The organism is Acidovorax sp. LjRoot38, from assembly GCF_964252975.1.
Lineage (GTDB): Bacteria > Pseudomonadota > Gammaproteobacteria > Burkholderiales > Burkholderiaceae_C > Acidovorax > Acidovorax facilis.
Window position 1 is genome coordinate 53,012 of sequence record NZ_CAXUPT020000012.1, and the last position, 26,209, is coordinate 79,220.

Annotated in this window: 20 protein-coding genes and 1 tRNA gene; 2 read left to right on the top strand and 19 right to left on the bottom strand. The window is 63.6% G+C overall.

Annotated elements, in window-relative coordinates; genetic code table 11:
- Positions 1–118: 118 nt before the first annotated feature.
- The 6 genes from ACSQ22_RS19720 to ACSQ22_RS19745 all read right to left on the bottom strand — a co-directional run bounded on the left by ACSQ22_RS19720 (position 119) and on the right by ACSQ22_RS19745 (position 8,303).
- Positions 119–3,058, bottom strand: coding sequence for a ribonucleoside-diphosphate reductase subunit alpha (locus ACSQ22_RS19720; protein WP_436131302.1), 2,940 nt, complete (start codon positions 3,056–3,058; stop codon positions 119–121).
- A 369-nt stretch (positions 3,059–3,427) separates the two neighbouring features.
- Complete coding sequence (ampD, locus tag ACSQ22_RS19725) at positions 3,428–4,057, bottom strand: 1,6-anhydro-N-acetylmuramyl-L-alanine amidase AmpD (RefSeq protein WP_436131303.1); 630 nt, start codon at positions 4,055–4,057, stop codon at positions 3,428–3,430.
- The gene (locus ACSQ22_RS19730; protein ID WP_436131304.1) at positions 4,041–5,558 is read right to left on the bottom strand and encodes a sigma-54-dependent transcriptional regulator; all 1,518 of its coding nucleotides are present in this window, start codon (positions 5,556–5,558) and stop codon (positions 4,041–4,043) included. The genes ampD and ACSQ22_RS19730 overlap by 17 nt, the downstream gene beginning before the upstream one ends.
- An 11-nt stretch (positions 5,559–5,569) precedes the next feature.
- On the bottom strand, positions 5,570–7,273 hold the full coding sequence (locus tag ACSQ22_RS19735) for a two-component system sensor histidine kinase NtrB (RefSeq protein ID WP_436131305.1): 1,704 nt from the start codon (positions 7,271–7,273) through the stop codon (positions 5,570–5,572).
- Positions 7,274–7,281: 8 nt separating this feature from the next.
- A complete protein-coding gene (locus tag ACSQ22_RS19740) occupies positions 7,282–7,509 on the bottom strand; it encodes a PP0621 family protein (RefSeq protein ID WP_218301722.1) in 228 nt (75 codons plus the stop codon).
- Positions 7,506–8,303: a cytochrome C assembly family protein gene (locus tag ACSQ22_RS19745; RefSeq protein WP_055395019.1), complete on the bottom strand. Its 798-nt coding sequence runs from the start codon at positions 8,301–8,303 to the stop codon at positions 7,506–7,508. Before ACSQ22_RS19745 ends, ACSQ22_RS19740 begins: the two co-directional genes overlap by 4 nt.
- A gap of 69 nt (positions 8,304–8,372) precedes the next feature.
- On the opposite strand from ACSQ22_RS19745, the gene ffh reads away from it, so the two are divergent.
- On the top strand, positions 8,373–9,752 hold the full coding sequence (gene ffh / locus ACSQ22_RS19750; RefSeq protein ID WP_436131306.1) for a signal recognition particle protein: 1,380 nt from the start codon (positions 8,373–8,375) through the stop codon (positions 9,750–9,752).
- Between the two features lie 90 nt (positions 9,753–9,842).
- Here ffh and ACSQ22_RS19755 read toward each other — a convergent pair whose 3' ends face one another.
- From ACSQ22_RS19755 to ACSQ22_RS19815, 13 genes are all read right to left on the bottom strand, one after another.
- Positions 9,843–10,505 (bottom strand): C13 family peptidase, encoded by a 663-nt coding sequence (locus ACSQ22_RS19755; protein WP_436131307.1) that lies wholly within the window; start codon positions 10,503–10,505, stop codon positions 9,843–9,845.
- A 441-nt stretch (positions 10,506–10,946) separates the two neighbouring features.
- Positions 10,947–12,956, bottom strand: coding sequence for a glucans biosynthesis glucosyltransferase MdoH (gene mdoH, locus ACSQ22_RS19760; protein WP_436131308.1), 2,010 nt, complete (start codon positions 12,954–12,956; stop codon positions 10,947–10,949).
- Entirely contained in the window at positions 12,929–14,500 is a 1,572-nt protein-coding gene (locus tag ACSQ22_RS19765; RefSeq protein WP_436131309.1) for a glucan biosynthesis protein G, read from the bottom strand. Before ACSQ22_RS19765 ends, mdoH begins: the two co-directional genes overlap by 28 nt.
- A gap of 181 nt (positions 14,501–14,681) precedes the next feature.
- Positions 14,682–16,097 carry a sigma 54-interacting transcriptional regulator gene (locus ACSQ22_RS19770; RefSeq protein WP_436131310.1) on the bottom strand — a complete coding sequence of 472 codons (1,416 nt, stop codon included), beginning with the start codon at positions 16,095–16,097 and terminating at the stop codon, positions 14,682–14,684.
- A gap of 30 nt (positions 16,098–16,127) precedes the next feature.
- Complete coding sequence (locus ACSQ22_RS19775) at positions 16,128–16,778, bottom strand: hypothetical protein (protein ID WP_436131311.1); 651 nt, start codon at positions 16,776–16,778, stop codon at positions 16,128–16,130.
- Positions 16,779–16,803: 25 nt separating this feature from the next.
- Positions 16,804–18,267 (bottom strand): sensor histidine kinase, encoded by a 1,464-nt coding sequence (locus ACSQ22_RS19780; RefSeq protein WP_436131312.1) that lies wholly within the window; start codon positions 18,265–18,267, stop codon positions 16,804–16,806.
- A 22-nt stretch (positions 18,268–18,289) separates the two neighbouring features.
- The gene (gene miaB / locus ACSQ22_RS19785; protein WP_121422855.1) at positions 18,290–19,633 is read right to left on the bottom strand and encodes a tRNA (N6-isopentenyl adenosine(37)-C2)-methylthiotransferase MiaB; all 1,344 of its coding nucleotides are present in this window, start codon (positions 19,631–19,633) and stop codon (positions 18,290–18,292) included.
- 106 nt (positions 19,634–19,739) lie between these two features.
- Positions 19,740–20,192, bottom strand: coding sequence for a hypothetical protein (locus ACSQ22_RS19790; RefSeq protein WP_436131313.1), 453 nt, complete (start codon positions 20,190–20,192; stop codon positions 19,740–19,742).
- A 207-nt stretch (positions 20,193–20,399) separates the two neighbouring features.
- Positions 20,400–20,476 (bottom strand) — tRNA-Met (locus ACSQ22_RS19795).
- Positions 20,477–20,501: 25 nt separating this feature from the next.
- On the bottom strand, positions 20,502–21,281 hold the full coding sequence (locus tag ACSQ22_RS19800; RefSeq protein WP_436131314.1) for an enoyl-CoA hydratase: 780 nt from the start codon (positions 21,279–21,281) through the stop codon (positions 20,502–20,504).
- A gap of 115 nt (positions 21,282–21,396) precedes the next feature.
- Positions 21,397–23,202 carry a M61 family metallopeptidase gene (locus tag ACSQ22_RS19805; RefSeq protein WP_436131315.1) on the bottom strand — a complete coding sequence of 602 codons (1,806 nt, stop codon included), beginning with the start codon at positions 23,200–23,202 and terminating at the stop codon, positions 21,397–21,399.
- Between the two features lie 78 nt (positions 23,203–23,280).
- Entirely contained in the window at positions 23,281–24,009 is a 729-nt protein-coding gene (locus ACSQ22_RS19810; RefSeq protein ID WP_055393390.1) for a DsbC family protein, read from the bottom strand.
- A gap of 53 nt (positions 24,010–24,062) precedes the next feature.
- Positions 24,063–25,196, bottom strand: a complete 1,134-nt coding sequence (locus ACSQ22_RS19815) for an FAD-dependent monooxygenase (protein WP_436131316.1) — start codon at positions 25,194–25,196, stop codon at positions 24,063–24,065.
- 90 nt (positions 25,197–25,286) lie between these two features.
- Between ACSQ22_RS19815 and ACSQ22_RS19820 the strand changes: the two genes are divergently transcribed.
- On the top strand, positions 25,287–26,156 hold the full coding sequence (locus tag ACSQ22_RS19820; protein WP_436131317.1) for an MOSC domain-containing protein: 870 nt from the start codon (positions 25,287–25,289) through the stop codon (positions 26,154–26,156).
- Positions 26,157–26,209: the final 53 nt, after the last annotated feature.

Sequence of the window (26,209 nt, forward strand, 5' to 3'; positions counted from 1 at the left end):
GATTATGAAAGCAGTGCTGCGAAAAGAAAAGCACTGAAGCGTTGTGCAGCAAGGATTTGTTGCTTCACAGCACATGCGCGACACCTCGGAAGAGCCCAAGGTGTCGCGTGTGAAGTTCTTATTGGCAGGCTTCGCAGCCGGGATCATCGATAGCGCAGAACTTGACGTCCGTAGCAGGCACTGCTGATGCTTGATGGGTGGCTTCAGCGGCCGCCGCATCGAGTGCGCTGGGTTTCGCTGCAACGGGCACCGACGCTGCCGATGCGCCACTGTCATTGCCCGACGAAACGGCATTGAGCTGGCGTGTATTCACGGTGCTCATCTCGACGTGTGTAGCGCTTTGTGTGCGCAGGTAATACGTGGTCTTGAGGCCACGGATCCAGGCCAGCTTGTAGGTGTCGTCGAGCTTCTTGCCCGATGCGCCGGCCATGTAGATGTTCAGGCTCTGCGCCTGATCAATCCATTTCTGGCGACGCGATGCGGCTTCCACCAGCCACTGCGGCTCGACTTCAAACGCTGTGGAGTACAGCGCCTTGATGTCCTGTGGCACCCGGTCGATGGGGTGCAGCGAACCCTTGAAGTGCTTGAGGTCCATGATCATCACGTCATCCCACAGGCCCAGGCGCTTGAGGTCGCGCACCAGCCCACCGTTGATGACCGTGAATTCACCCGACAGGTTGGACTTGACCGACAGGTTGCCGAACGAAGGCTCGATCGAGGCATCAACGCCGATGATGTTGGAGATGGTGGCCGTGGGGGCAATGGCGACGCAGTTGGAGTTGCGCATGCCGTCCTGCGCAATTTTCTTGCGCAGGGCATCCCAGTCCAGGGTGGACGAGCGATCCACTTCCACATATCCGCCACGGGCCTGCGAGAGCATGTCCAGCGTGTCGAAAGGCAGGATGCCGCGATCCCACAGCGAGCCCTTGTAGCTGGAGTACTGGCCGCGTTCCCGGGCCAATTCGGTGGAGGCCCAGTAGGCGTAGTAGCAGATGGCCTCCATCGACTTGTCGGCGAATTCCACGGCCTCCTGCGAGGCGTAGGGAATGCGCAGTTCGTACAGGCTGTCTTGGAACGCCATGACGCCCAGGCCCACGGGGCGGTGGCGCAGATTGGAGTCGCGGGCCTTCTTGACGGCGTAATAGTTGATGTCGATCACGTTGTCGAGCATGCGCATGGCAACCGTGATGGTCTTCTTGAGCTTCTCGTGGTCGATCTGGCCGTCCTTGATGTGCTGCAGCAGGTTGACCGAACCGAGATTGCAGACGGCGGTTTCGGTGTCGCTGGTGTTGAGTGTGATCTCAGTGCACAGGTTGGACGAGTGCACCACACCAGCGTGCTGCTGGGGCGAACGCACGTTGCAGGCATCCTTGAAGGTGATCCAAGGATGGCCGGTCTCGAACAGCATGGTCAGCATCTTGCGCCACATGTCGGTGGCCTGCACCGTCTTGGCGGGTTTGATCTCGCCGCGCGCGGCCTTCTCTTCGTAGGCCACATAGGCCTTCTCGAAGTCGGCGCCGAACAGATCGTGCAGGTCGGGCACGTTGGAGGGCGAGAACAATGTCCAGGTGCCCTTTTCCATTACGCGGCGCATGAACAGGTCAGGGATCCAGTTGGCCGTGTTCATGTCGTGCGTGCGGCGGCGGTCGTCGCCGGTGTTCTTGCGCAGTTCCAGGAACTCTTCGATATCCAGATGCCAGGTTTCCAGGTAGGTGCAGACGGCGCCTTTGCGCTTGCCGCCCTGGTTCACAGCCACGGCAGTGTCGTTGACCACCTTGAGGAAGGGCACCACGCCTTGCGATTCGCCGTTCGTGCCCTTGATGTGGGAGCCCAGGGCGCGTACGCGGGTCCAGTCATTGCCCAGGCCGCCAGCAAACTTGGACAGCAGGGCGTTTTCCTTGATCGATTCGTAAATGCCATCCAGGTCGTCGGGCACCGTGGTCAGGTAGCAGCTGGACAGCTGCGAGCGCAGGGTACCGCTGTTGAACAGCGTGGGGGTGGACGACATGAAGTCGAAGGACGACAGCACTTCGTAGAACTCGATGGCGCGGGCCTCGCGGTCGGTTTCATTGAGTGCCAGGCCCATGGCCACGCGCATGAAGAACGCCTGGGGCAGTTCGATGCGGGTTTTCTTGACGTGCAGGAAGTAGCGGTCATACAGGGTCTGCAGGCCGAGGTAGTCGAACTGCAGGTCGCGCTCGGCCTTGAGCGCGGCGCCCAGGCGGTTCAGGTCGTATTGCTTGAGCAGGCGCTCGTCCAACAGCTCGTTGTCCACCCCCTTCTGGATGAAGGCGGGGAAATAGTCCCTGTAGGCCTGGCCCATATCGCTCTGGGCGACCTCGCGTCCCAGCACTTCGCGCACGATGGTATGCAGCAGCAGGCGGGCCGTGGCATAGGTGTAGTCGGGGTCTTTTTCGATCAGGGTGCGGGCAGCGAGGATGGACGCCTTGTAGACCTCGTCCATGGGAACGCCGTCATACAGGTTGCGCATGGTCTCGGCGACGATGGGCGCGGCCTGGATGTCGGCGCCGAGGTTGGCGCAGGCCGATTCGATGAGCCCGTGCAGGCGCAGGATGTCCAGCTGCACGCGTTGGCCGTTGTCGATCACGTTCAACATGGGGGTTGCGGGCGCGAGCTGTTCCTGGTGGTGGGCACGCTCTTGTGTGCGGCGCTCGCGGTACAGAACATAGGCCCGGGCGACTTCGTGGTGTTCGCCGCGCATCAGGCCCAGTTCAACCTGATCCTGCACGTCTTCAATATGGAAGGTGCCGCCGCCGGGACGCGAGCGCATGAGGGCGCGGACCACATTCTGGGTGAGCGTGTCCACCACCTCGCGCACGCTGGCGGAGGCGGCGCCCTGCGTGCCGTGCACTGCCAGAAATGCCTTCATCATCGCCACCGCAATTTTTTGCGGCTCAAAGGGCACGACTGCTCCGTTGCGGCGAATGATCTGATAGTGCGCCAGCGAGTTACCCGCCCCTGCTGGTGCGGACTGGGTGTTTGGGGCCTCGGGGGAGGCGGCATGGGGCGTGGAAGGCGTGTTCAAAGCAGCTTGCATGGGGGGTCCTCTTCTGTGGGCTGTCTGGGGTGTGGTGCGCGGCCTGGATGCCGTCGCAGCGTGTGAGTGGTGCGGCGGACTACTGTCTGGCGCACACTATATATGGTGTGTCACATGCATTCAAGACACTACCGGTAGTGTACCGTCGTATTGCCCTCAGAAAAACGAAACAGCATGTCAGCGGCGCCGCAGGGCCTTCTGCTGACCCCGCCGGAACCCGTTGCCCCTGCGGAAAAGCAGGACGAAAACCTCGCAAAGACAAGCGTTTCGAGCGGATTTTCTGCGCGAGGCCGCGTGGTGTCTGGGGACGCGACGATGTGCAAATGCACATAGAAAAAAGTCGCTGAATGTGGCGCTGCCACAGCGCCCTCAGCGGGCGGCTTGAATGTCAGGCCAGGTGGCTGCCGGAAAACGTTGCACGGGCCAGTTCAGTGCTTTTTGTACCTGCGCCCAATCGAAGCCGGAGCCTGGGTCCTGCTTGCGCCCGGGCGCGATGTGCTCATGCCCTGCGATGTGTTCAATGGGGTAGCGCTGTTCGATGTCCTGGCAGAGCGTTGTCAGGGTCTGGTACTGCGCGGGTTCGAACGCAAGCCCTTCAAGGCCTTCCAGTTCAATGCCAATCGAGTCATCGTTGCACTGGCTGCGGCCACGGTAGGCCGACTGGCCAGCATGCCAGGCCCGAAGATCACAGTCCACAAACTGCCAAAGGGCGCCGGTGCGGTCAATGAAGAAATGCGACGAAACGGCCAAACCACGGATGCTCTGGTAGTAGGGGTGTGCGTCCCAGTCCAGCGAGTTGGTGAACAGCTGTTGCACTGCGTTTCCGCCATATTTGCCTGGCGGCAAGCTGATGGAGTGCACCACGATCAGGTCGACGGAGGAACTTGCTGGGGCTGGGCGCACGCCATGGTTGGGGGATTCCAGCCTCGTCGCTGCACTGTGCCATCCCCCGTCCCAAGGCTTTGATCCGCCTGGTGCTGCTTCAGCCGATCTCGTCATGCGGGTCCTGGTCATTGGGGACGGCGATGTTCAGACGAGCGATGCGGTAGCGTATCTGGCGCAGGCTGATGCCCAGACGGGCTGCGGTGGCCGTTCTGTTGAAGCCCGCTTCGCGCAGGGCTCGGATCAGGATATCGCGCTCCTGCTGGTCCAGCCAAGCCTGAAGGTCATTGGGCAAAGGAACTGAGCCGCCCGTGCTAGCGGCAGGCGGTGGTGGTTGGTAGGGAGGCTGCGCCTCGGTGTGGGCGGAGAAGGGGGGGGCTGGTGGCGTTCGCGCTCTTAGTGGGTCGGGGGTGCCAGAGGGCCAGTCCACATGCAGCGCGTCCCCGTCGCTGAGTGCCACGGCCCGGTGCAACAGGTTTTCCAGTTCGCGGACGTTGCCGGTCAGGGGATGTGCGGAAATGGCTTGGAGCGCATGCTCTGTCAGAGAAGGCACTGGCATGCCGGATTCCTGGGCGATGCGCGCCAGAAGTGCGGCACACAGCACAGGCAGATCTTCGCGCCGCTCGCGCAACGGGGGGATCACGATTTCGATCACGTTGAGCCGGTAATAGAGATCCTGGCGGAAGCGGCCCGATTGCACGTCGGCGGCCAGGTCGCGGTGTGTGGCGCTCACGATGCGCACATCCACGGTCTCCTCCTGGGTGGAGCCAAGAGGCCGTACGCTGCGCTCCTGGATGGCGCGCAGCAATTTGGACTGCATGGCCAAGGGAAGGTCACCGATTTCGTCCAGAAACAGCGTGCCGCCACGGGCTGCCTGAAAGTAGCCGTCCCGATCCTGGGTGGCACCGGTGTAAGAGCCTTTCCGGGCACCAAAAAATTCTGCCTCCAGCAGGTTTTCTGGGATGGCGCCGCAGTTCACGGCAACCAGGGGACCATCGGCACGCTGGCTGCTGGCATGCAGCGCTTGCGCAACCAGTTCCTTGCCCGTGCCGGATTCCCCATGAATCAGCACGGGCGCCATGCCTCGTGCCACCTTGGCCACGCGCTGCTTGACGTTGCGAATGGCCTCTGAGGTGCCCACCAGCCGGTCCAGTGCGGTGCCCGCCGCCAAGGGGTCTGCGCTGAACGCCCCCTGCCGACCCTGTACGCCGCCGGTGCGTGCGGCCCGGGGCGCGGGGACACCCCCGGTGCCTTGCACGGCCGATGCGACGACCGAGCGGAACTGCTTCAGATCCACGGGTTTGGTCAGATAGTCGAAGGCACCAGAGCGCAGGGCTTCCACGGCGTTCTCGGCGGAGCCATACGCTGTCATGACCACGCAGCGCTCGCGGCGCTGCTGGTCGCGCAGATCCTGCAGCAGTTCCATGCCGAAACCGTCGGGCAGGCGCATGTCGGTGATGACGGCGTCAAAGCGGTGGGCCTTGAGCTGTTCGCGCGCCTCCTGGACGCTGGATGCGGTCTCCACCCGGTAGCCTTCGCGCAGCAAGGTCAGTTCGTACAAGGTGCGCAGGTCGGGTTCGTCGTCCACGACGAGGATGGAAGCGGTAGGTGCGTTCATGGCAGGGCGTTTCAGACCACGATGGTGTCAAACAGCGTGGCGGCATCGGCAGGGCGTGTGGTGCGGCGAAAGCCGACGGTAAAGGCGTTGCCGCCCACCTCGCCCCGCAAGGTGGTGCGGGTCAGCCGCTGGTAGCTGATGGACGCTCCATGGCGCTGACACAACTCGCGGCAAATATAGAGGCCCAGGCCGCTGGAGCGGCTTTCGGAGGAAAAAAACGGTTCGAACAGGTGACGCTCCACGGACTTGTCCATGGGGGCACCGTCGCTCCAGACTTGCAGGCTGGTCTGGCCGGAGGGCAAGGTGCGGGTGGTCACCGTGAGGGAGTCAGGCTCCTGTCCCACATAGCGCAGGGCATTGTCCAGCAGGTTCACGAGCACGCGGCGCAGGTGTTCGGTGTCGAATTCCACCTGCGGATTGCCCGCTTCCAGCATCACCACCGCCCGGCGCTGCACGGGGTCCTGGGCCTGCCAGTCATTCCATATTTGCGACACCGTTTCGTCCAGAGGCAAGGTGGACGCGGGCGCATGGCTGATCTGGTGCTGCACGCGGGCGATGTCCAGTACCTCCTCGGCAATGCGCGCGAGGCGGTCGGCGTTCTGCTGCACCATGTGGGCCAGGCGCTTGTGTGCCGGGTCGTGCAGGTCTTCTTCGAGCAAGGCATTGGCCTGCACGATGGCGGCCAGCGGGTTGCGGATCTCATGGGCCACGGCGGCGGACATGCGGCCCATGGCCGCCAGCTTTTCCGTGCGCAAGCGGGCCTCCATCTCGCGCAGGTCGTGCAGGAACATCACGCACAGGCGCTCGGTCTGCGTCTGCCGCGCTGCCTCGCGCGTCGAAGTCAACCACGTGCGTACATGCAACCCGGTGGGGCTTTGTCCCGGGTGCAGGAGGTCTACGTCGGCGGTCTGGGGCTGTTCCTGGCGGAAGGTGCGCCGAGCCAGGATCATGAGCGGATTCCAGGGGGTCTCGGATGCCAGGATGAATGGCAGCTCGGGCAGCGAGGTACCCCCGAGCAACTGCAGCCCTGCGGGGTTTGCAATGCGCACAACATCGCTTTCGTCCACGACCAACACCCCATCGGTCAGGTTCTGGATGACCAGTGCGCTGACCTGCGTCTGCACGCGGGCAGCAACCTGGCTTTGCTGCGCCACTTCCTGCTCGCGCGCCAGGCGTGTTGCCAGTTGGTGCACAAGGTAGCTCACGATGAAATAGCCTGTGCCAGTCAGCGCGCTTTGCAGGTAGCGCGGTGCGTCGTCGCCCGCAGTGCCCGAGCCGAGCCACCAGGCCCAGCCCAGCAGCAGCAGCGTGACGCCTGCTGTGGTGCCCAGTGCCAAGGTCAGCGTTCCCAGCACGGCTGCCATCAGGATGGGCAAGCCAAACAGGGGGGTGTAGTTCATGGTGCCCGCGTTCAGCAGTTGCAGGGCGACAATCGCTGCAAGGTCAACACCAATGGAGGGGAGCCATTGGGGGCCGGTCTTGGGTGATGGCGGGCTGTGCCTGCCGAGCACGCGCAGCATGACGGCGGCCACCAGATAGGCCACACACACTGCCAGCACGGCGGGTTCGGTGGTCTGGTTGATGGCCTGCCCGGCCCCTTGCAGTACCAGCAGGGCCAGTGCGACCATGACGCGGCCTGTCAGAAAACCGCGCCACAGGCGCACAAATGGCGCATCCATGGTGGACGCAAAGGTACTTGCGGACAGCGGTGGCATGGTCGGCTTCAGACCGGGCCCAGGCGCCGGTGTTCTGTGCAGCAGTAGGCTTGTTCGCCCACCATCAGAGCGTCTGCCTGCGGAATGTGAACGCCGCAGTGGGCGCAGGCCAGCATGTTCTGCGGGAGGGCCAGCGGAGGTGCAGGCGTTTTGGAAGCGTTTGCATCTGGCGCGCGTCGGCTGCGCCAGATACCGATGGCGATGGCCAGAACCACCAGCAAGACCAGGTATTTCATGCGCTGCGGCCCAGGACGACTTCCATGACAAAGCGGGAGCCCACATAGGCCAGCAACAGCAGCGCTGATCCGGCGTAGAGCACGCGCACGGCATTGCGTCCCCGCCACCCGAAGCGTGCTCGGCCCACCAGCAACGTGGCAAACGTGATCCAGGACAGCAGCGAGAACACGGCCTTGTGGTCCCACCGCCAGGCCCTGCCGTACAACGTGTCACCAAACAGCCAGCCCGCCAGCAGCGTGGCAGTCAGCAGGATGAAGCCCGCCGTCACAAACCGGAAGGTCAGGCGCTCCAGCGTGAGCAGGGGGATGCCGCTGTGGGGATCTTCGGCCTGCCGGATGCGTTGCTCTGCCCGTGTCATCAGCCAGGCGTGCACCACGGCGGCGGCAAACAAGCCGTAGCAGGCAATGCCCAGCGCCAGGTGCAGCGGCAGCCAGGCGGAAGCCGTCACATGCAGCGGCTGGCCCGGAAAGAGCATCGCCAGCACAATGGCAACCGCCCCCAGCGCTGCCAGTATCCAGCGTGACTGCATCTGCGGAAACAGCTGCCGCTCTACCGCGTACACCGTCAGCACCAGCCAGGCGGTCATCGACAAGGCGGGTGCAAAACCAAATCGGGGGGAATCGCCCCACAGGCCCCATACCAGCACGGCGCCATGCAGCAACCAGGCCACCAGCAGTGCATTGCGCGCCGCTGTAGCGCCCAGCCGCGAGGATGCGGCAGCCGGAACGGCGTATGCCACGGCAGCGGCCAGGGCCAGGAGCCAGCTGGCAGGGGAAGCACTGGGTAAAATCATGGATCGCAGTTTAGCCTTTCGCCCCACCGCCAGCACCCTGGCGCGCAGGCAACACCGGACATCTCCCCTATGGCCTCCGCCCTTACCGACAAACTCACGCGCCTCGTCAAGGAGATGCGTGGCCAGGCCCGCATCACCGAAACCAATGTGCAGGACATGCTGCGCGAGGTGCGCATGGCCCTGCTCGAAGCCGATGTGGCCCTGCCGGTGGTGCGCGATTTCATCGCCCGTGTCAAAGAGAAGGCCCTGGGCCAGGAAGTGCTGGGCTCGCTCAAGCCCGGTCAGACGCTGGTCAGCATCGTCAATCGTGAACTGGCCGCCACCATGGGCGAAGGCGTGGCTGACATCAACCTGGCCGCCCAGCCGCCCGCCGTGATCCTGATGGCTGGTCTGCAAGGCGCGGGCAAGACCACCACCACGGCCAAGCTGGCCAAGCACCTGATCGAAAGGCGCAAGAAGAAGGTGCTGACCGTGTCGGGCGACGTGTACCGCCCGGCCGCTATCGAGCAGCTCAAGACGGTGACCAAGCAGGCCGGTGCCGAGTGGTTTCCCAGCACGCCCGACCAGAAGCCGCTCGACATCGCCCACGCAGCATTGGACTACGCCAAGAAGCACTACTTTGACGTGCTGCTGGTCGATACGGCGGGTCGCCTGGCCATCGATGAAGCCTTGATGAAGGAAATCAAGGACCTGCACGCCGCGCTGAACCCGGTCGAAACGTTGTTCGTGGTTGATGCCATGCAGGGTCAGGATGCCATCAACACCGCCAAGGCCTTCAAGGAAGCGTTGCCGCTCACCGGCATCGTGCTCACCAAGCTCGACGGCGATTCGCGCGGAGGTGCTGCGCTGTCTGTGCGCCAGATCACGGGCGCGCCCATCAAGTTTGCGGGTGTGTCCGAAAAGCTCGACGGCCTGGAGGTGTTCGATGCCGAGCGCCACGCGGGCCGCATTCTGGGCATGGGCGACATCGTGGCCCTGGTGGAGCAGGTCACCGCCGGGGTGGACATGGAGGCCGCGCAAAAGCTGGCGGCCAAGGTCAAGAGTGGCGACGGGTTCGATCTGAACGACTTCCTGTCGCAGATCCAGCAGATGAAGCAGATGGGGGGGCTCTCCAGCCTGATGGACAAGCTGCCGTCTCAGCTGACTGCCAAGGCAGGCGCACTGGACATGGACAAGGCCGAGAAGGACATCAAACGCAAGGAGGGCATCATCCAGAGCATGACGCCGCTGGAGCGCCGCAAGCCCGAACTCATCAAGGCTACGCGCAAGAAGCGCATCGCCAACGGGGCGGGTGTGCAGGTGCAAGAGGTCAACCGCTTGCTCAAGGAGTTTGAGCAGATGCAGGGCATGATGAAGAAGATGAAGGGCGGCGGCCTGATGAAGATGATGAAGAAGATGGGCGGGATGAAGGGTATGGGCGGGGGCGGCATGCCCAAGATGCCTTTCTGAGCCCCCGGCGCTGAAATGCAAAAACCCTGAAGAGGCACGGCTTCTTCAGGGTTTTTTGCATGCGGGGGAGACGGGCTTGTGGCGGCCGGCTTATGGCGCTTTCGGTGCTTGCAACCAGTTCTTCAGAGGTTGATTCGCCCAGGCCTTGGCCTCGTCACCGACAAAGATGCGCGGCTGGGATGCGGGGACCTTGCGGCGCCTTTCCTGCGCTGCGATGGATTTCTGCGCCTCGCCCATCCAGTCGGTCACAGAACGGTTTTCTGCGCCCGTCTGGCCAAACAGCGCTTCGGCAAACGGTGTGTGGTCGCCTTTGTACTGGCAATTGAAAGTGGTGCGGCGGGCGTCCGTGGCAGTGAGCAGCACGCGGTTCGGAGCTTTCAGGGGCTCGATGAACGCGCCGCTGTAGCAGGCGGAAAGCACCACCAGCGTTGGCACATCGTTGAGCGGGGCCAGCGCATTGCTAAGGATTTGGGGGGTGAGCGGCGGCAGGTGTTTGCCGCCCGCGTTGATGTTGAGCAGACCGGGGTTGCTGTGGGTCGAAATGAGCAGCAGAACGCGATCTCGCGGGCGCGCCACTTCGGCCATTTTGGACATCACCAGCGCGAAGTTCTCGGGGGTGGCCTGCGGCCAGTCGGCGCTCTGATCGCGTGCCGGGTTGGCCAGCTTGAGCATCAGCGCATTCGGATCGATGTCTTTGACCAGCTTTTCGGCCAGAAGCACGTCGTTGCGGAAAACCTTGGATTGCGAATGCATCGCAAATCCCGCAAAAATGATGCGCCCAGGGGGCTCGGGTGGTGGAGCCGGTGGCGCTGGGGCAACGACCGGGGCCGGTGCTGCCACAGGAGCCTGTGCCGTGGGCACGGCGCAGCCAGTGATGACAAGGGTCAGGGCGAGTGCGCTGGCATGGCGCAACCGCCGACGGGCGGCAGTGAAAAACAGAGACGATTGCATCGATAACAGGGCCGCTCACCGCAGAAACCGCGATGAATCGGTTTCACGCACAGGGGCCGGTTGGAAGGGATGCGTATCGTAACGGTGCCCCAACAACGGGGGGCGCCACCCCGCTGCTGGTTAATTTGCTGTTTTCGGTGCTAGCGCTTATTGGTAAACATTTTATTGCTATAAATAAAATAGCAATCGCAAAAAAGCCGGTGCATGCACCGGCTTGTGGCTTGTGGGGCAATTGTCACATGCCTACAACGCTGCCAGCGGCGCTGGCCGTGCCAGCCGGCTTGCATGCAGCCAGGCTCGGCGCAGCACCGGCGGTGACCAGGACTCCTCGGGGATCAGCAACAGGCGTTGTGCGCGCATGGCCTTGCCCAACGCGATCTGGCTGGTGAACACGGCCAGCGGTATGGCCAGCGCCAGGGGCAGGCCCACAGGCATGAGCCACAGCAGGGCGCTGCTATCGATCACGGCGACACCCACTGCCAGCAGGGCAATCACCAGGCTCATGGGTGCCAGCTGGCGCACGGCGTGGCGCCAGGGCACGGCATGGGCTTCGCGCGGAGGCGATTTCCATTCCAGCTTCAGGCCGGTGAGCGCAATCAGCACGAACAGCGAATGCGCCAGCATGCGGATGGGGGCCTGCAGGATGGCCAGCACGCTCTCCAGCGCGGCGCTCTTGAGCAGGCTGACGGCACCGCCGTATTCCTTTTGCTCGCGGCGCATGAACACGGCGGCCACACCCAGGATGCGGGGCAGGAACAGCATGCACAGCGTCCAGGCCCACAGCGACAGCAATTCGGCCGGCAGGATGTGCCAGTCGGCCACGAGCTTGGCGCCCGACAGCCACAGCGCCGTGCCCAGTGTCAGGAAGGCGAGCCACAGCGGCGCCGACAGGTAGGCCATGGCACCCGTGATGAACATCGAGCGGTGCACCGCGTGGATGCCGGGCTCGGCCATCAAGCGTGCGTTTTGCAGGTTGCCCTGGCACCAGCGGCGGTCGCGCTGCAGTTCGGCCAGCAGGTCGGGGGGTTGCTGTTCATAGCTGCCAATCAGGTCCGACACCAGCCACACGTGGTAGCCAGCGCGGCGCATCAGCGCGGCTTCGACAAAGTCGTGCGACATGATGCCGCCCGCCAGGCCACCATTGCCCTTGATGGTCGCGAGGGCGCAGTGTTCCATGAAGGGTGCCACGCGAATGATCGCGTTGTGGCCCCAGTAGTGGGATTCACCCAGCTGCCAGTACTGCATGCCCAGCGTAAACAGGCGACCGGTGACGCGTGAGGCGAACTGCTGCGCGCGGGCGTGCAGCGTGACGTGGCCGATGGCCTGGGTTGCCGTCTGGATGATGCCCGCCGTGGGGTTGGCTTCCATGAGCTTGGCCATCGAGACGATGCAGTCACCGCTCATCACGCTGTCGGCGTCCAGCACCACCATGTAGCGGTAGTCCTTGCCCCAGCGGCGGCAGAAGTCGGCCACATTGCCGGCCTTGCGGTGCGTGCGGCGTGCGCGCAGGCGGTAGTACACCTGCACCTGGGGTTGCTGACTGTGCTGCGCCAGGGCGCTGCGCAGTTCCTCCCAGGCGGCGCGTTCAGCCTGGGCGATGGCGGGGTCATAGCTGTCGGACAGCACAAACACGTCGAAGGTGGCCCCGTGGCCGGTCGATGCCACCGACTCGCAGGTTGCCCGCAACCCCGCAAACACGGTGGCCACGTCCTCGTTGCAGATCGGCATGATGATGGCCGTGCGCGCGTCGGGTGCCAGTTCATGCTCCACCACACTGCGCACGGATAGCGCATGCCTGTCGCCGCGCAGCATGACCCAAAAGCCCATCAAGCCGGTGAGAAAGCCGGTGACCACCCAGGCCGACAGCAGGGCGAACAGCGCGATCTGCCCATAGCCCAGCCAAGGGTTCTCATACTCAGGCTGCACGCCGGCAAACAGGAAACCCGCCAGGGCCGTGGTCAGCACCGTCAGCACCGCAAAGGTCCAGCGGCGGCGCTGCGCAGCGCCCTCCCATTCCTGGGCTGGCCGGTTTTCGGGCGATGCGGGAGGGCTGGTTTCGGTGCGACCGGTCAGCTTGAGAAGCAGGGCTGTGCCCATGCTGTTCCAGAAGCCGCGCCAGGGCACGGGTGCCATGGACCCCCGGTGGACGGGCGGCGCGGTGACGGCATTGGGATGCCGTTCCTCGCGCAGCGTGCTGCGTTGGGGGTGATGGGGCACCGGGGGGCTTACTCGGGAAGAATGATGTGCGTCCATGTTTCACTCACAGCGTTGTTGTCGTGTTGAAGAAAAGCGCGCAGCTCGATCGGGCGATCGGCCTTTTGGCGCTGTACGCGAACGGTCATGCGCCACTGCTCGGTGGCGGGATTGCGGTAGACGATGTTTTCCAGCACCTTGCCGTTGGCATCGCTGGTCACCACGGCTTTTACGGTCGCGTCAGCGGGCAAAGCCTTGAGGGCGGGGCCGTCGAAATCGACCACGTACTGCGCCTGCTGGCGCAAGGCGGCAGCGGTCTCTTTGGTGTAGCCCACGCCCCGGCGCGATTGCGTGGCCCAGGCCCCGGGCGGCCGCTGTTGTTCATCGCCTTGCCAGCTCAGCTCGTAGGCAAATTCCAGGGGCTGGCCGGGGGCGGGCATCTGGGCAGGCACCCAATACGCCACGATGTTGTCGTGCGTTTCGTCGGGGGTGTTGAGCTGCACCAGTTCGACGCGGCCAGCGCCCCAGTCGTGCAGGGGGCGCACCCAGGCACTTGGGCGGCGCTCATAGCGGGCCTCCAAGTCCTCATAGTTCGACCATTGGCGGTCGCGCTGCATCAGGCCAAAGCCTTTGGGATTTTTGGTGGCAAACGATGTGACCAGCGTCTGCTTGGGGTTTTGCAGCGGACGCCAGAGCCATTCGCCTTCGCCCGTGGCAATCATCAGCCCATCGGAGTCATGGACCTCGGGCCGAAAGTCTTCTTTGCGGGGCTGGTTCTCGCCAAAGAAAAACATGCTGGTCAACGGCGCAATGCCCAGCGTGGCGATGGGCTTGCTGCCCGTGCTGGGCCGCACAAAAATGCGGCTGCGCACGGTGGTGGTGGTCTGCGTGCCCGGCTGGATGTCGAAGCGGTAAGCGCCGGTGGCGCGGGGCGAATCCAGCAGCGCATACACGGTGACCTGCGTGGACAAGGGATCGGGCCGCACCAGCCAGAACTCGGTGAAGCGTGGGAACTCTTCGCCACTGCCCCCCACGGTGTCGATAGCCAGCCCGCGCGCTGACAGGCCGTACTGCTGACCCTTGCCCAGTGCGCGGAAGTAGCTGGCGCCCTGGAAGACCACCAGCTCATCCTTGTAGGCGCTGGAGTTGAGGTGGTTGTGCAGACGAAAGCCCGCAAAGCCGAGGTCGCCCCAGGCCTCAGGCCGCACCTGGTTCTTGCCGTAGTCGAAGTCCGCACGGCTGTAGCCGATGTGGCGCGCGCCCTGCGGTGTCACCTCGTTGATCAGCACCGGCTCCTTCTGGTACAGGCCCAGGTGGAAGAACATGGCCTCGAACGGCAGCTTTTCGGCGCGCCACAGGGCACGGTCGGGGCGCCAGCGGATGTCGCGCACCTGGTCGTAGTTGAGTTTGGCGAGGTCGGCGGGGAGCTTGTCGCTGGATGCGCGATAGGGCTTCTCCGCCCGTTCCCGGGCGATGCGGGTGACGCTGTCGAAATCGAAGCTCTGGGCCTGTGCGGCGCCTGCCAACAGGGTGGCGGCCAGCGCTATCGCGGCCTGTGGGAGGCGGCCGGTGAAGCGTGAACAGTGAGAAAAAACAGCTTGCATGCTGAGACTAGGGCAAACCCTGTGCCAGCTTCAAAAAACTGTTTTAAATCAATGGCTTAAGTCATCAATTGCATGTAAGCAGTTGTGCGACTCGTGGATTGGGGGGGAAATCCAGTGTTTTTGTCGCCGAATGGCGACAGTTTGGCAAGGCGCTAGAGAAAAACTGAATCAAATCAACGACCTAGTCGTGTCGCTCATCAGCGACGTCTTCGTTGTCCACAGCGTCGTTCTTGAAGTTTCCGGGGGTCAATGCGTGCTTTTGCAGCAGCCGGTAGAACTCCGTGCGGTTGCGCTGTGCCAGGCGCGCCGCGTCGGCTACATTGCCATCCGTCATCTTGAGCAGGCCCACTAGGTACTCGCGCTCAAACCTTTGCCGGGCCTCGGCAAAGCTCAGCACCTGGGTAGATGGCGTGCGCAGCGCGCGCTGCACCAGCGTCAGGGGCACCAGGGGCGTGGTGGACAGGGCACACACCTGTTCGACGACGTTGTAGAGCTGGCGCACGTTGCCAGGCCAGGCTGCCAGGGTCAGTGCCTTGAGCGCCTCGGGTGCAAAACCTGACAGGCGCTTGTCGTACTTGCGCGCCAGCTTGTCGAGAAAGTGGTTGGCCAGCAGTGCGATGTCTTCGCGCCGGTCTCCCAGGGTGGGCAGCGCCAGCGTGACCACATTGAGCCGGTAGTAAAGGTCTTCGCGGAACTGGGCCGTGGCCATGGCGGCTTCCAGGTCGCGGTGCGTGGCTGAGATGATGCGCACGTCGATGGGAATCGACTGGCTGGCACCCACGGGGCGCACCGCGCGTTCCTGCAGCACCCGCAGCAGCTTGACTTGTAGGGCGGGCGGCATGTCGCCAATCTCGTCGAGCAACAAGGTGCCGCCTTCCGCCGCCTGGAACAGCCCCTTATGGTTGCTCACTGCGTCGGTAAAGGCCCCTTTGACGTGGCCGAACAGTTCGGATTCGAGAAGGGCTTCGGGGATGGCGCCGCAGTTGACCGCCACAAAGGGGTGGCGCGCGCGCGGGCTGGCGCGGTGGATGGCCTGGGCCAGCAACTCCTTGCCCGAGCCGCTATCGCCCAGCAGCAGCACACTGGCGTCCGACTGGGCCACCATGTAGGCCTCGGCCAGCAGGTCGGTCATGCGGTTGGAACGGCTCACGATGTCGGCACGCCATGCTTCATGGGCGTGGGCATGTGTGACGGCGGGGGCGCTCAGGGCAAGTGCCTGGGCAATCTTTCCCAGCAGTTCTTTGCCGTCGTAGGGCTTGGTGAGGTAGGTGAACACCCCGCGCGAAGTGGCTTCCACCGCGTCGGGAATGGTGCCGTGGGCAGTGAGCAGGATGACCGGCAGCGAAGGGTGTCGCGCACGCACTTCGTCGAACAGCGCGAGGCCATCGCGCCCAGGTAGGCGCACATCGCTCAGCACGAGCTGTGGGCGTGCCACGTCCAGCTGCGCTAAGGCCGCCTCGGCCGAGCCCACGGCGACCACGTCGTATCCGGCGGCCTGCAAGCGCAGCGACAGCAGCCGCAGCATGTCGGCATCGTCGTCCACCACAAGGACGCGGGCGCGGGGCGTTGTGCGGGATGGGGTGGGGGCAGCTGCCATGGCGGTTTCCTTTGACACCTTCCTGAGCGATCAGGGCGTGGGGCGCTGGGGGCTACTGCCCGGGGGCGAGGCGGGGGCGGCAGGAAGCGGGGCCGGGCGCGTGGTCAGGCTGCGTTCGATGGCGCGCACGGCCTCCAGCCGTTCGTTGAGCTGGTCGTTGCGGCGCTGCGCCTCGCGCAGTTGCTGGCCCTGCCGCTCCAGCTGGTCTTCCAGCCTGCGTTGCTGCAGAAGCCGCGACTCCATCAGCCGCGCCAGGGGGTGGAGGGCTTGTGCCGCTGCCGTCGTGTTGCTCATCACCCGCTGCACCAGGCCCAGGGCACGGGCCGTATCGACGGGCTGGCGCGTCTGGGCCAAAGCTGCGGCCAGAAGGAGGGGGGTCTCCACCGAGGCATCTTCCGCCTCGCCCAGGCGGGCAATCTCTTTGGCCAGCTCTGCGGGGGCCATGCGCAGGGTACGGTCCGTTTGCGCCAGCACCTGCAGGACCGGGATGGCATCCGAAGGAGCGCTGGTGGCGGCGGCCGGGTTGGGGCTGGGGGATTCCGTAGCCACCGGGGCTGGCGCGGGGGCGGTCATGGGCGGAACAGGCGCTGCAACCGCTTGGGGCGCCGTCGCATTGCATCCGGCCAACGTGATGGCTGCAGCCAGCAACATCACCCATACCGGAAAGTCCAGGGCGCGCATGTTGGTGGGGTGGACGGGAAGACAACTAGGCAGCATGCGGTAGTTCCATGCGAAAAAAGGTGTGGACGCCATCTTCCACCAGCCGCACCTGGCCGCCGTGGGCGACGATGTACTCTTGGACGATGGAAAGCCCGATGCCGGTGCCGCGCACTGCGTCGTCCGGCTGGCGGATGCCACGGTAAAAAGGTTCGAACACGCGGTCACGGTCTGCCTGGGCCACACCGGGGCCCTGGTCCGAAACGTCCACGCGCACGCAGCCCGCATGGCGCGAGAGGGACAGCCGCACCGTTCCCCCTTTGGGCGAAAAACGAATGGCGTTGGACAGCAGGTTGCTGATTGCCGAGGCGATTTTGTCGGCGTCAATGGGCAGAGAGATGGCGGATCCTTCCACCAGAACCCGCAGGCCCCGGGCTTGCCATTGCAGCCGCTGGGCTTCCACCTGGGCTTCCAGCAGCGCGAGCAGATCGGTGTCGCGCCGCTGCAGCTGGCGTGCCTCAAAGGCTGCAGCATTAAAGCGCAGCAAGGCTTCAATCTCACCTTGTAAAACCAATGTATTGTGGTGAAGGATCTGTGTAACTTCGCGCTGGTCGGCATTGAGTTCACCGGTCACACCGTCCTGCAGCAGCGCCACGCCCTCGCGCATCGCGGCCAGCGGCGTCTTGAGTTCGTGCGAGACATGGCGCAGGAAGCGGGCCTTGTCCGAATCCAGTTCCAGCAGCCTCAGGCGCAGCCATTCCAGCTGCTGCCCCACGCGGCGTACATCGTCGGGGCCGGAGATCACCACGGGCGCTTCAAGCTGGTTCTCGCCCAAACGCCGGATCGTGCCTTCCAGCCGCTTGAAAGGACGGGCAAGCCAGATGCCGAGCGCCAGGGCCAGGACGAGCGCCAGGACGATCACCCCTACCACCTGGTGCGTCACGTTGCGGCGGCTCGCTTCCACCCGGTCCTGCAGCGCGCGGTTACGTTGTGCATTGATCTCCTGGACCGATTGCACGATGGTGGTATGCAGCGCTTCAAGCGTGACAAATTCTTCCGCTACCCGTTGCTCGTTTTCCAGGGCCCGTTCCGGCGGTGCATCCAGCAGTGCCTTCACGGCGTCAAGATGCGCACGCCACTGGCTGGCCTGGTCTTCGGGAAGGCCGCCCTGGTGCAACTGGTCGAGAACGGCTTGTGCCTCTACGGACATTTCGTTGAAGCTGCGCCGCAGCGGCGCATCCCGCAGCACCAGGGACTGGCGCGCCGCGCGTTCCAGGGCCTGCCCGCGCTGGTTCAATGCCTGGGCCGCTGTGCTCAGCGTGGTGGCCTCGGCGGCACCAAGCCGGCTTTGCACCATGAGCTGTTCCAGGGTGTACAGCGCCCGCAACGAGCTCACCCCCAGCAGTCCCGCTATGAGCAGAAAGGCCAGCAGCAAAAGCTGCTGGAACGAGAGGCCGTGCAGCGGGCCGTCGGCCTTGCGAAGATCCGCGCTTGGCGGGGTGTCTGCCGTCATTGCCAAGGGCGCCGGGTGCGCGTCAGGCTGCGACTGCCGCCTCGCGGGTGAGCACTTCGCCGCGCAGCGTGTAGGCCTTGGCTTCGGTGATGGTGACATCCACCATCTGGCCTACCAGGCGTGACTGACCCACAAAGTTCACCACGCGGTTGCATTCGGTACGGCCCATCAGCTCGGTGGTATCGCGCTTGGAAGCGCCTTCCACCAGGATGCGCTGCACCGTGCCCACGCGGCTCTCGCTGATGGACTTGATGTTGGCGTTGATGACGCCTTGCAGGTGCTGCAGGCGGCGCAGCTTTACGTCGTGCGGCGTGTCGTCGTGCAGGCCAGCCGCTGGGGTGCCGGGGCGGGGGCTGAAGATGAAGCTGAAGCTGTTGTCAAAGTGGATGTCGTCAATCAACTTCATCATCTTGTTGAAGTCGTCCTCGGTCTCGCCGGGGAAGCCCACGATGAAGTCGCTGCTCATGGCCAGGTCGGGGCGGATGGCGCGCAGCTTGCGCACCGTGCTCTTGTATTCCATGGCGGTGTAGCCGCGCTTCATGGCCATCAGGATGCGGTCGCTGCCGTGCTGCACAGGCAGGTGCAAGTGGCTGGCCAGTTTGGGCAGCTTGGCATAGGCCTCGATCAGTCGGGGCGTGAACTCATTGGGGTGGCTGGTGGTGTAGCGGATGCGCTCGATTCCCGGAATGTCGGACACGTATTCGAGCAGCAGGGCAAAGTCGGCAATCTCGGCCGTGCCACCCATCTTGCCCAGGTAGGCGTTCACGTTCTGGCCCAGCAGGGTGATTTCCTTCACGCCCTGGTCGGCCAGCCCAGCCACTTCCACCAGCACGTCGTCAAACGGGCGGCTCACCTCTTCGCCCCGGGTGTACGGAACCACGCAGTAGCTGCAGTATTTGCTGCAGCCTTCCATGATCGACACAAAGGCCGAGGCGCCCTCCACGCGCGCGGGCGGCAGGTGGTCGAACTTCTCGATCTCAGGAAAACTGATGTCCACCTGCGGCTTGTCCAGGCGCTCGCGCTGGTTCAGCATCTCGGGCAGGCGGTGCAGGGTTTGGGGTCCAAACACCACGTCCACATAGGGGGCGCGCTTGATGATCTCGGCGCCTTCCTGGCTGGCCACGCAGCCGCCCACGCCAATCTTCACGCCGCGTGCCTTCAGGTGCTTGATGCGGCCCAAGTCGCTGAAGACTTTCTCCTGCGCTTTCTCGCGCACGGAGCAGGTGTTGAAGAGGATGAGGTCGGCTTCGTCCACGTTCTGCGTGGGCTCGTAGCCCTGGGCGGCATTGAGCACGTCGGCCATCTTGTCCGAGTCGTACTCGTTCATCTGGCAGCCGAAGGTTTTGATGAAGACTTTTTTGGCCATGGCAGGCTCTCTTGCAATCAGAAAGAAAAAGGGCGGAGCACCGCAGCGCACCGCAAACATTCGAGGACCGCGCCGAGGCACAGGGCGCGGCTGATGGGTCAACGCATCACTTGCGGATGGCGTCGTACTCGGTGCGGTAGTTGCGCTCGACCGTGTCGCTGCCCTTGCGTGGCTGCTCGGCTTCGCCCTGGGTCAGGATCCAGGCGGTGATCAGCATGCCGGTGCTGTTTTCGATCACGTAGTTCACCTTGTAGCTCTGCCCCAGCACCGTGTGCATCATGACCAGCGTGTTCTGAGGGCTCAGCAGGCGCATGCCGGGCGCCAGGCGGATGGTGCGGCCATTGAGCGTGGCCTCCGATGCCGTGTTGAGGGTCAGGGTGCCGCGCTGGGCCGCATCGGGAAAGGTCCGCATGCCGCCAAGCCCGGGCTGTACCTGGGCGGACACCGGCAGGGCGCCACAGAGCAGGGCGCAGGCCACTGCCGCGATGAGCTTTCGCGCGGGTGCCGTCGGCGAAGTGAGGGAGAAAGCAGGCGAGGAAGTCGTGGTGCAGCGGTTCATGGTTTACATCCAGGGGCTGAAACAGCGATTCTAAAAGCGGGGCCAATCCCGCAGTTCTCAAAAATAATAGCTGCTCGCGCTTGGTTTTAAAGGATTTCCGGCGGTTTCCCATTGAAAACCAATGGTACCAAGCGTCGGCAGCTATGATTTTTTCGGTGCGGCTGCCCAATAAAAAACCCACAGTGCGCAGGCACTGTGGGTTGGATTTGGTGGTCGTAGGTGGACTTGAACCACCGACATCAGCATTATGAATGCTGCGCTCTAACCAACTGAGCTATACGACCGCAGTCCAAGATTATAGAACAAAAATTATTGGTGTGTGAAGTTCGCGGTGCGCTTGTTCATGAAAGCGTCCATGCCTTCCTTCTGGTCCTGGGTGGAGAACAGGGCGTGGAAGAGGCGGCGCTCGAACATCACACCGTCCGACAGGCTGCCTTCGAAGGCGCGGTTGACCGACTCCTTGGCCGCCATCACGGCGATCTGGGAGAAGCCTGCAATGATGATGGCGGCACCCAGCGCTTCGTCCATGAGCTTGTCGTAGGGCACCACGCGGCTGACCAGGCCGGAACGTTCGGCTTCCACCGCGTCCATCATGCGACCGGTCAGGGCCATGTCCATCGCCTTGGATTTGCCCACTGCGCGCGGCAGACGCTGCGTACCGCCTGCGCCGGGGATCACGCCCAGTTTGATTTCGGGTTGGCCGAATTTGGCGTTTTCAGCGGCGATGATGAAATCGCACATCATGGCCAACTCGCAGCCACCGCCCAGCGCAAAACCGCTGACAGCGGCAATGACGGGCTTGCGGATGGAGCGGATCGCTTCCCAGTTGCGGGTGATGTAGTCGCCCTTGTAAGTGTCTGCGAAACTGTATTTCGCCATGGCGCCAATGTCGGCGCCTGCGGCAAACGCCTTTTCACTGCCTGTGACGATGATGCAGCCGATTTTTTCGTCCGCATCAAAGGCCTTCAGTGCCGAGCCCAGCTCATCCATGAGCTGGTCGTTCAGCGCGTTGAGCTGCTTGGGCCGGTTGAGCGTGACGATACCAACCTTGTCCGCCTCAATGCGAACCTCGATAGTTTCGTAAGACATGAAATCTCCTGGGTTTATAGGTAGTTATGAAAGCACGAACGAATATACCCAAGCATGCCCGAACCTATGCGTTGGTAGGTAGAACACCGTACCAATCCGGTGTCATGTCCCTGGCTCAGTTCAACCAGCGCCCCAGGGTGCCAGCGTTGGCAATCGACAGGCTCACCGTATCTGGCACCGTGGCGGTGGTGGTGCGGGAGGTCTTCTTGGGGGGGGTGGACGCACTGCGGGCCGACAGTTCGAGCGGCAATCGCAGCAGTCGGCCGTCCCGCGCCACTAGGGCCGTCAAGGATGTCTCGGTGCCAGCATAGAACGCCACATCTTCCAGCTTGCTGATGCGCCACCCCTGGCCTTTCACATCGATGCCCAGCCACTCATCGCCAGCCGCCATGCCCGCCTTTTCCGCAGGGCCACCTCGCAGCACGGTCTTGATTTGCACGCTGTGGTTTTCTCCCACCCGCAGCCCCAGCCGCTGCGCCCATTGGGGGGGCTCCGCCTTGAGCAAAACGCCGTTGGCTTCCAGCAACTCTGCCAGCGGCAGTTCTGCGGTGCTGTGCACCCACCGCGCCAGTTCTGTATCGAAGGGCCGGTCGGACAGTTCTTTCAATACTGCCAGCAAATCGTCTTGCGACATCGGGCCGCCCTGGCACCGCAGCCACAGCGTGCGCATGACCTCATCCAAGCTGGTCTTGCCGTCGCGGCGCAGGGCCAGGTCCAGGCACAGGGCCACCAGCGAGCCCTTGGTGTAATAGCTGACCGTCGCGTTGGGGGTGTTTTCGTCCTGGCGGTAGTACTTGACCCAGGCGTCAAAGCTGGCTTGCGCCACGGTCTGCACGGCCCTGCCTGGTGTCTGGAGCACCTGGTTGATGGTTTTGGTGATGAGCTTCAGGTACGCAGCATCGTCAATCAACCCTGCTCGGCGCAGCAGCAAATCGTCGTAGTAACTGGTAAAGCCCTCGAAAAACCACAGCAGCTCCGTGTAGTTTTCGCGGTTGTAGTCGTATTGGGCAAAATCGGCGGGGCGCAGCCGCTTGACGTTCCACGCGTGGAAGTACTCGTGGCTGATCAGGCCCAGCAGCGTGGTGTATCCATCACCAGTGCGGGCCTCATCGACCCGTGGCAGGTCGCGCCGGCCACAGATGAGCGCGGTGGAGTTGCGGTGCTCCAGCCCTCCGTAGCCGTCGCCCACGGCGTTGAGCATGAACAGGTAGCTCTTGAAAGGCGCCTTGCCTTCACCATGCCAGAAGCGGATTGCGGTCTCGCAGATCTTCTGGGTGTCTGCAAGCAGGCGCTTGCCGTCAAAAGAGGGCGCTGCACCAGCCACCACAAAGCGGTGCGGAACGCCGCAGGCCGTGAAGCGGCCGGTCCAGAACAGGCCCATTTCCACCGGGCAGTCAACCAGCTCGTCGTAGTTCGCCGCAGCGTAGAGGCCAAAACCCTTCTTGTCTGTCTTGATGGGGTGCAAGCCGGTGGCCACTGACCAAGTGGCCGTAGCAGGCGTGCTGGCAATATCGAGCGTGTGGCGCTGCGTTTCCTGGCCCTGCACGCGCAGGCACAGGCTGGTGCCGTTGAAAAACCCGCGCGAAGCGTCCAGCCAGGCCGTGCGCACCGAGGTGTCGTAGGCGCAGACGGCGTAGGACAGCACAAGGGGCTTGTTGGGGCTGCATTCAGCTTGCCACCGATGCTTGTCCAGTTGCGTGAGCTTCACTTCCCGCGTACCCTGGTGGGCTTTGAGCTCTTGCAGATTTTTGGAGAACTCCCGCACCAGATAGCTACCCGGAATCCAGATCGGCAGCGAGACCTCTTGCTGCGCCGAAGGGTGGGGAATCGTCAGTGAAATGCGAAACAGATGACCGTGCAGGTCCGCTGGCTCAACGTGGTAGTGAATGGCGACGGATTCTGGCTTGCGGGTTGAGGGCATGGGCAACTGCAGGTTCGGGCCTTGTGGTCAGATGGCGCGGCCCGTGGGCACGGGGCCTGCGCGCATGCAAAACGCGTATTAGTTGGCGGCAGGGGTTTCGCTGCTGGCCTCGGCCAGGCGCTTTTCCACTTCCTTGGCGCCGATGGCTCCCGGCACGCGGGCGCCGTTGGCAAAAATCAGCGTAGGCGTTCCTGTGATCTTGTGCTTGCGGCCAAATGCCAGGTTGCGCTGCAAGGCGCTGGTATCGCAGCTCGCTGCAGGCACAGGCTTGTCCCGCACCATGAGATCCTGCCAGGCCGTCACCTGGTCTTTGGAGCACCAGATGTTGCGCGATTTTTCCGCAGAGTCGGGGCTGAGGATGGGGTACAGGAACAGGTACACCGTCACGTTGTCCACGTTCTGCAGATCGCGTTCAAAACGCTTGCAGTAGCCGCAGTTGGGGTCCTCAAAAACGGCCAACTTGCGTTTCCCGTCGCCGCGCACAATGGTGAAGGCGTCTTTGAGGGGCAATGCCGAGAACTCGACGGCTGTGAGCTTTGCAATGCGGTCTTCGGTCAGATTCCGGCGCACTTTCGTATCGATCAGTTCACCCTGGATCACATAGTTGCCCTTGGCGTCCGTATAGAAAAGGTCCGTCCCGATGCGTACCTCGTAGAGGCCCTTCATGGGGGTGGGGCGCACCTCGTCAATCTTGTCCATTTGGGGAATGCGTTCAGCGAGCGCCTTGCGGATGTCCGCTTCTTGTGCAGTGGCGGCAAAGCCGGAGGCCAGCGCGGCGGCAGCGAGCAGGGTGGGAATCAGTTTCATGGTGTTCTCGTTAAAACGGTCTGGTGGCTTCCAGAGGGCGGCCACCGGTGTGGTCAGTAATTTCCCATGGCCTGGCGGGCCACGAAGTGCTTCAGCGGGCCGCTCAGTTCAAAGCCCTTCATTCCCCAGTTGCGCAGCGCCTGCAGCGGCCCTTCCTGGCGGGAGAAGAGTTGTTGCAGGCCATCCGTCGCCAATCCCATCGGCAGCAGGGCTGCCTTGCGCTCGCGCTCGTAGCCCCGCAGCAAACGTACATCAGCCACACTGCGCCAGTAGTCGCGCCCATGCAGTGCGCTGGCCAGGGCTTGGGCGTCTGCCAGTCCCAGGTTCAACCCCTGGCCTGCGAGCGGATGCACGTTGTGCGCCGCGTCACCAGCCAGCACCCAGCTGCGCGGGTTTTTTCCGGTGGATGGCAAGCTGCCACACCAGCGGTCTGCTTTTGCAAGCTGCAGGGGCCAGGCTGCTCGTTCCGCACTGAGCGTCAGCGACCCCAGGGATTCCCGGCTGGCCATCTGGAGCTTCTGCGCGAATTCTTCAGGGGACAAGGCCATCAGCGGCGCGACATGTTCCTGCAAGACGGACCAGACAACCGCCACGGAGTTCCCCTGCGGCCCGCCCAAAGGCAAAAAAGCCAGAATGCCGTCGGGCAAAAACCATTGCCGTGCTACCTGTTCGTGGGCGCGTTCACACTGCAATCGGGTGGCGATGGCGTGTTGCCCATACGGCGTCACCTGAAAACCCACACCAAACTCTTCGCGCGTGCTGCTGGCGCGGCCCTCGCACACCACGGTCAGGGCCGCTGGCACGGGGACATCGACCATTTCCACCTGGGGCTGGTAGCGCAGAGCTTCGGCGAGGCGGGCCTCCAGGGCGGGCACGTCAACGATCCAGGCCAGGGCTTCCACCCCTTGGGTGGCCGCATCAAAATGCACGGCGCCATCCCGGTCTCCCTGTACCTGCATGGATCGCACGGCTGTGGCGTGCTCTGCATCGGGCCAGCTGCGAAGCGATTCCAGCAGTTTGCGCGATGCTGCGTTCAGCGCATAGGCCCGCACATCGGCGGTTGCGGGGGCCTTCGGGCCGGGTGCAGGTAGCAGGGCCACTTTCAGCCGCTCGCGGGCCAGCAGCAGTGCCAGCGTCTTGCCCACAATGCCGGTGCCGCGAATACAGATATCAAAGGTTTGGGCCATGGCGGCATTGTAGGAGCGGGCCTGGGCCCTTGGGCGCGGTGCAAAATCGGGCTCGCTGTCCAACTGGTCATTTTTGAGGAGCACCTTCGCGTGAGTTTCCACCCTGATTCCGATCTGTCGGGCACCATCGCGCGCCTGTTTGTCTATCCCGTCAAGTCGTGTGCCGGCATTGAAGTGCAGCAGGCCTTGCTCACCGATACGGGGCTCGATCTGGACCGTGCCTGGATGGTGGTAGACGCTGAGGGCATGTTTGTAACCCAGCGCGCGCTGCCGCGCATGGCGCTGATTCGCCCGCAGCTCAAAGGCGATGAGATGGTGCTGCGTGCGCCTGGCATGCTGGCCTTGCATGTGGCCATCGATGCGGTCGAGGCGCCCGCCACAGTGACCGTGTGGCGCGACACGGTGCCCGCATGGGACATGGGTGCCGTGGCGGCGCAGTGGTTTACGGACTTCCTCGGTCAGCCCTGCCGCCTTGTCCGTTTTGATCCTGAATACCGCCGCTTGTCCAGCATGGAATGGACGGGCGGTGTCGAGGCGCCGAACCAGTTTGCCGATGGTTTTCCGTTGTTGCTCGCCAGCCAGGCATCGATGGATGAGCTGAACGTGCGACTTCAGGCTGCAGGCCATGCCGCCGCTGGGATCGAGCGGTTTCGGCCCAATGTGGTCCTGGCCGGGGTGGACGCACACGACGAGGACCGAGTGGATCTGGTGCGTGTGGATGCGCAAGAGGGTGAAATCCACCTGCAGCCCGTCAAACCCTGTTCGCGGTGCCCCATTCCTGACATCGACCCCGCGACAGCCGAAAGCAACCCATCGGTGGGGGACACCCTGCGGACCTATCGGAAGGACCAACGGCTCGATGGCGCCATCACGTTCGGAATGAATGCCATCGTGCGCCAGGGGGCGGACCAGATGCTGCGCGTGGGTCAGCGGGTGGCGGCCAATCTGCGCTTCGACTGACGGTGTGAACATGGCGTGAAAGGGTGATAGCTGGCTGGCCCGTAAAATCGGCG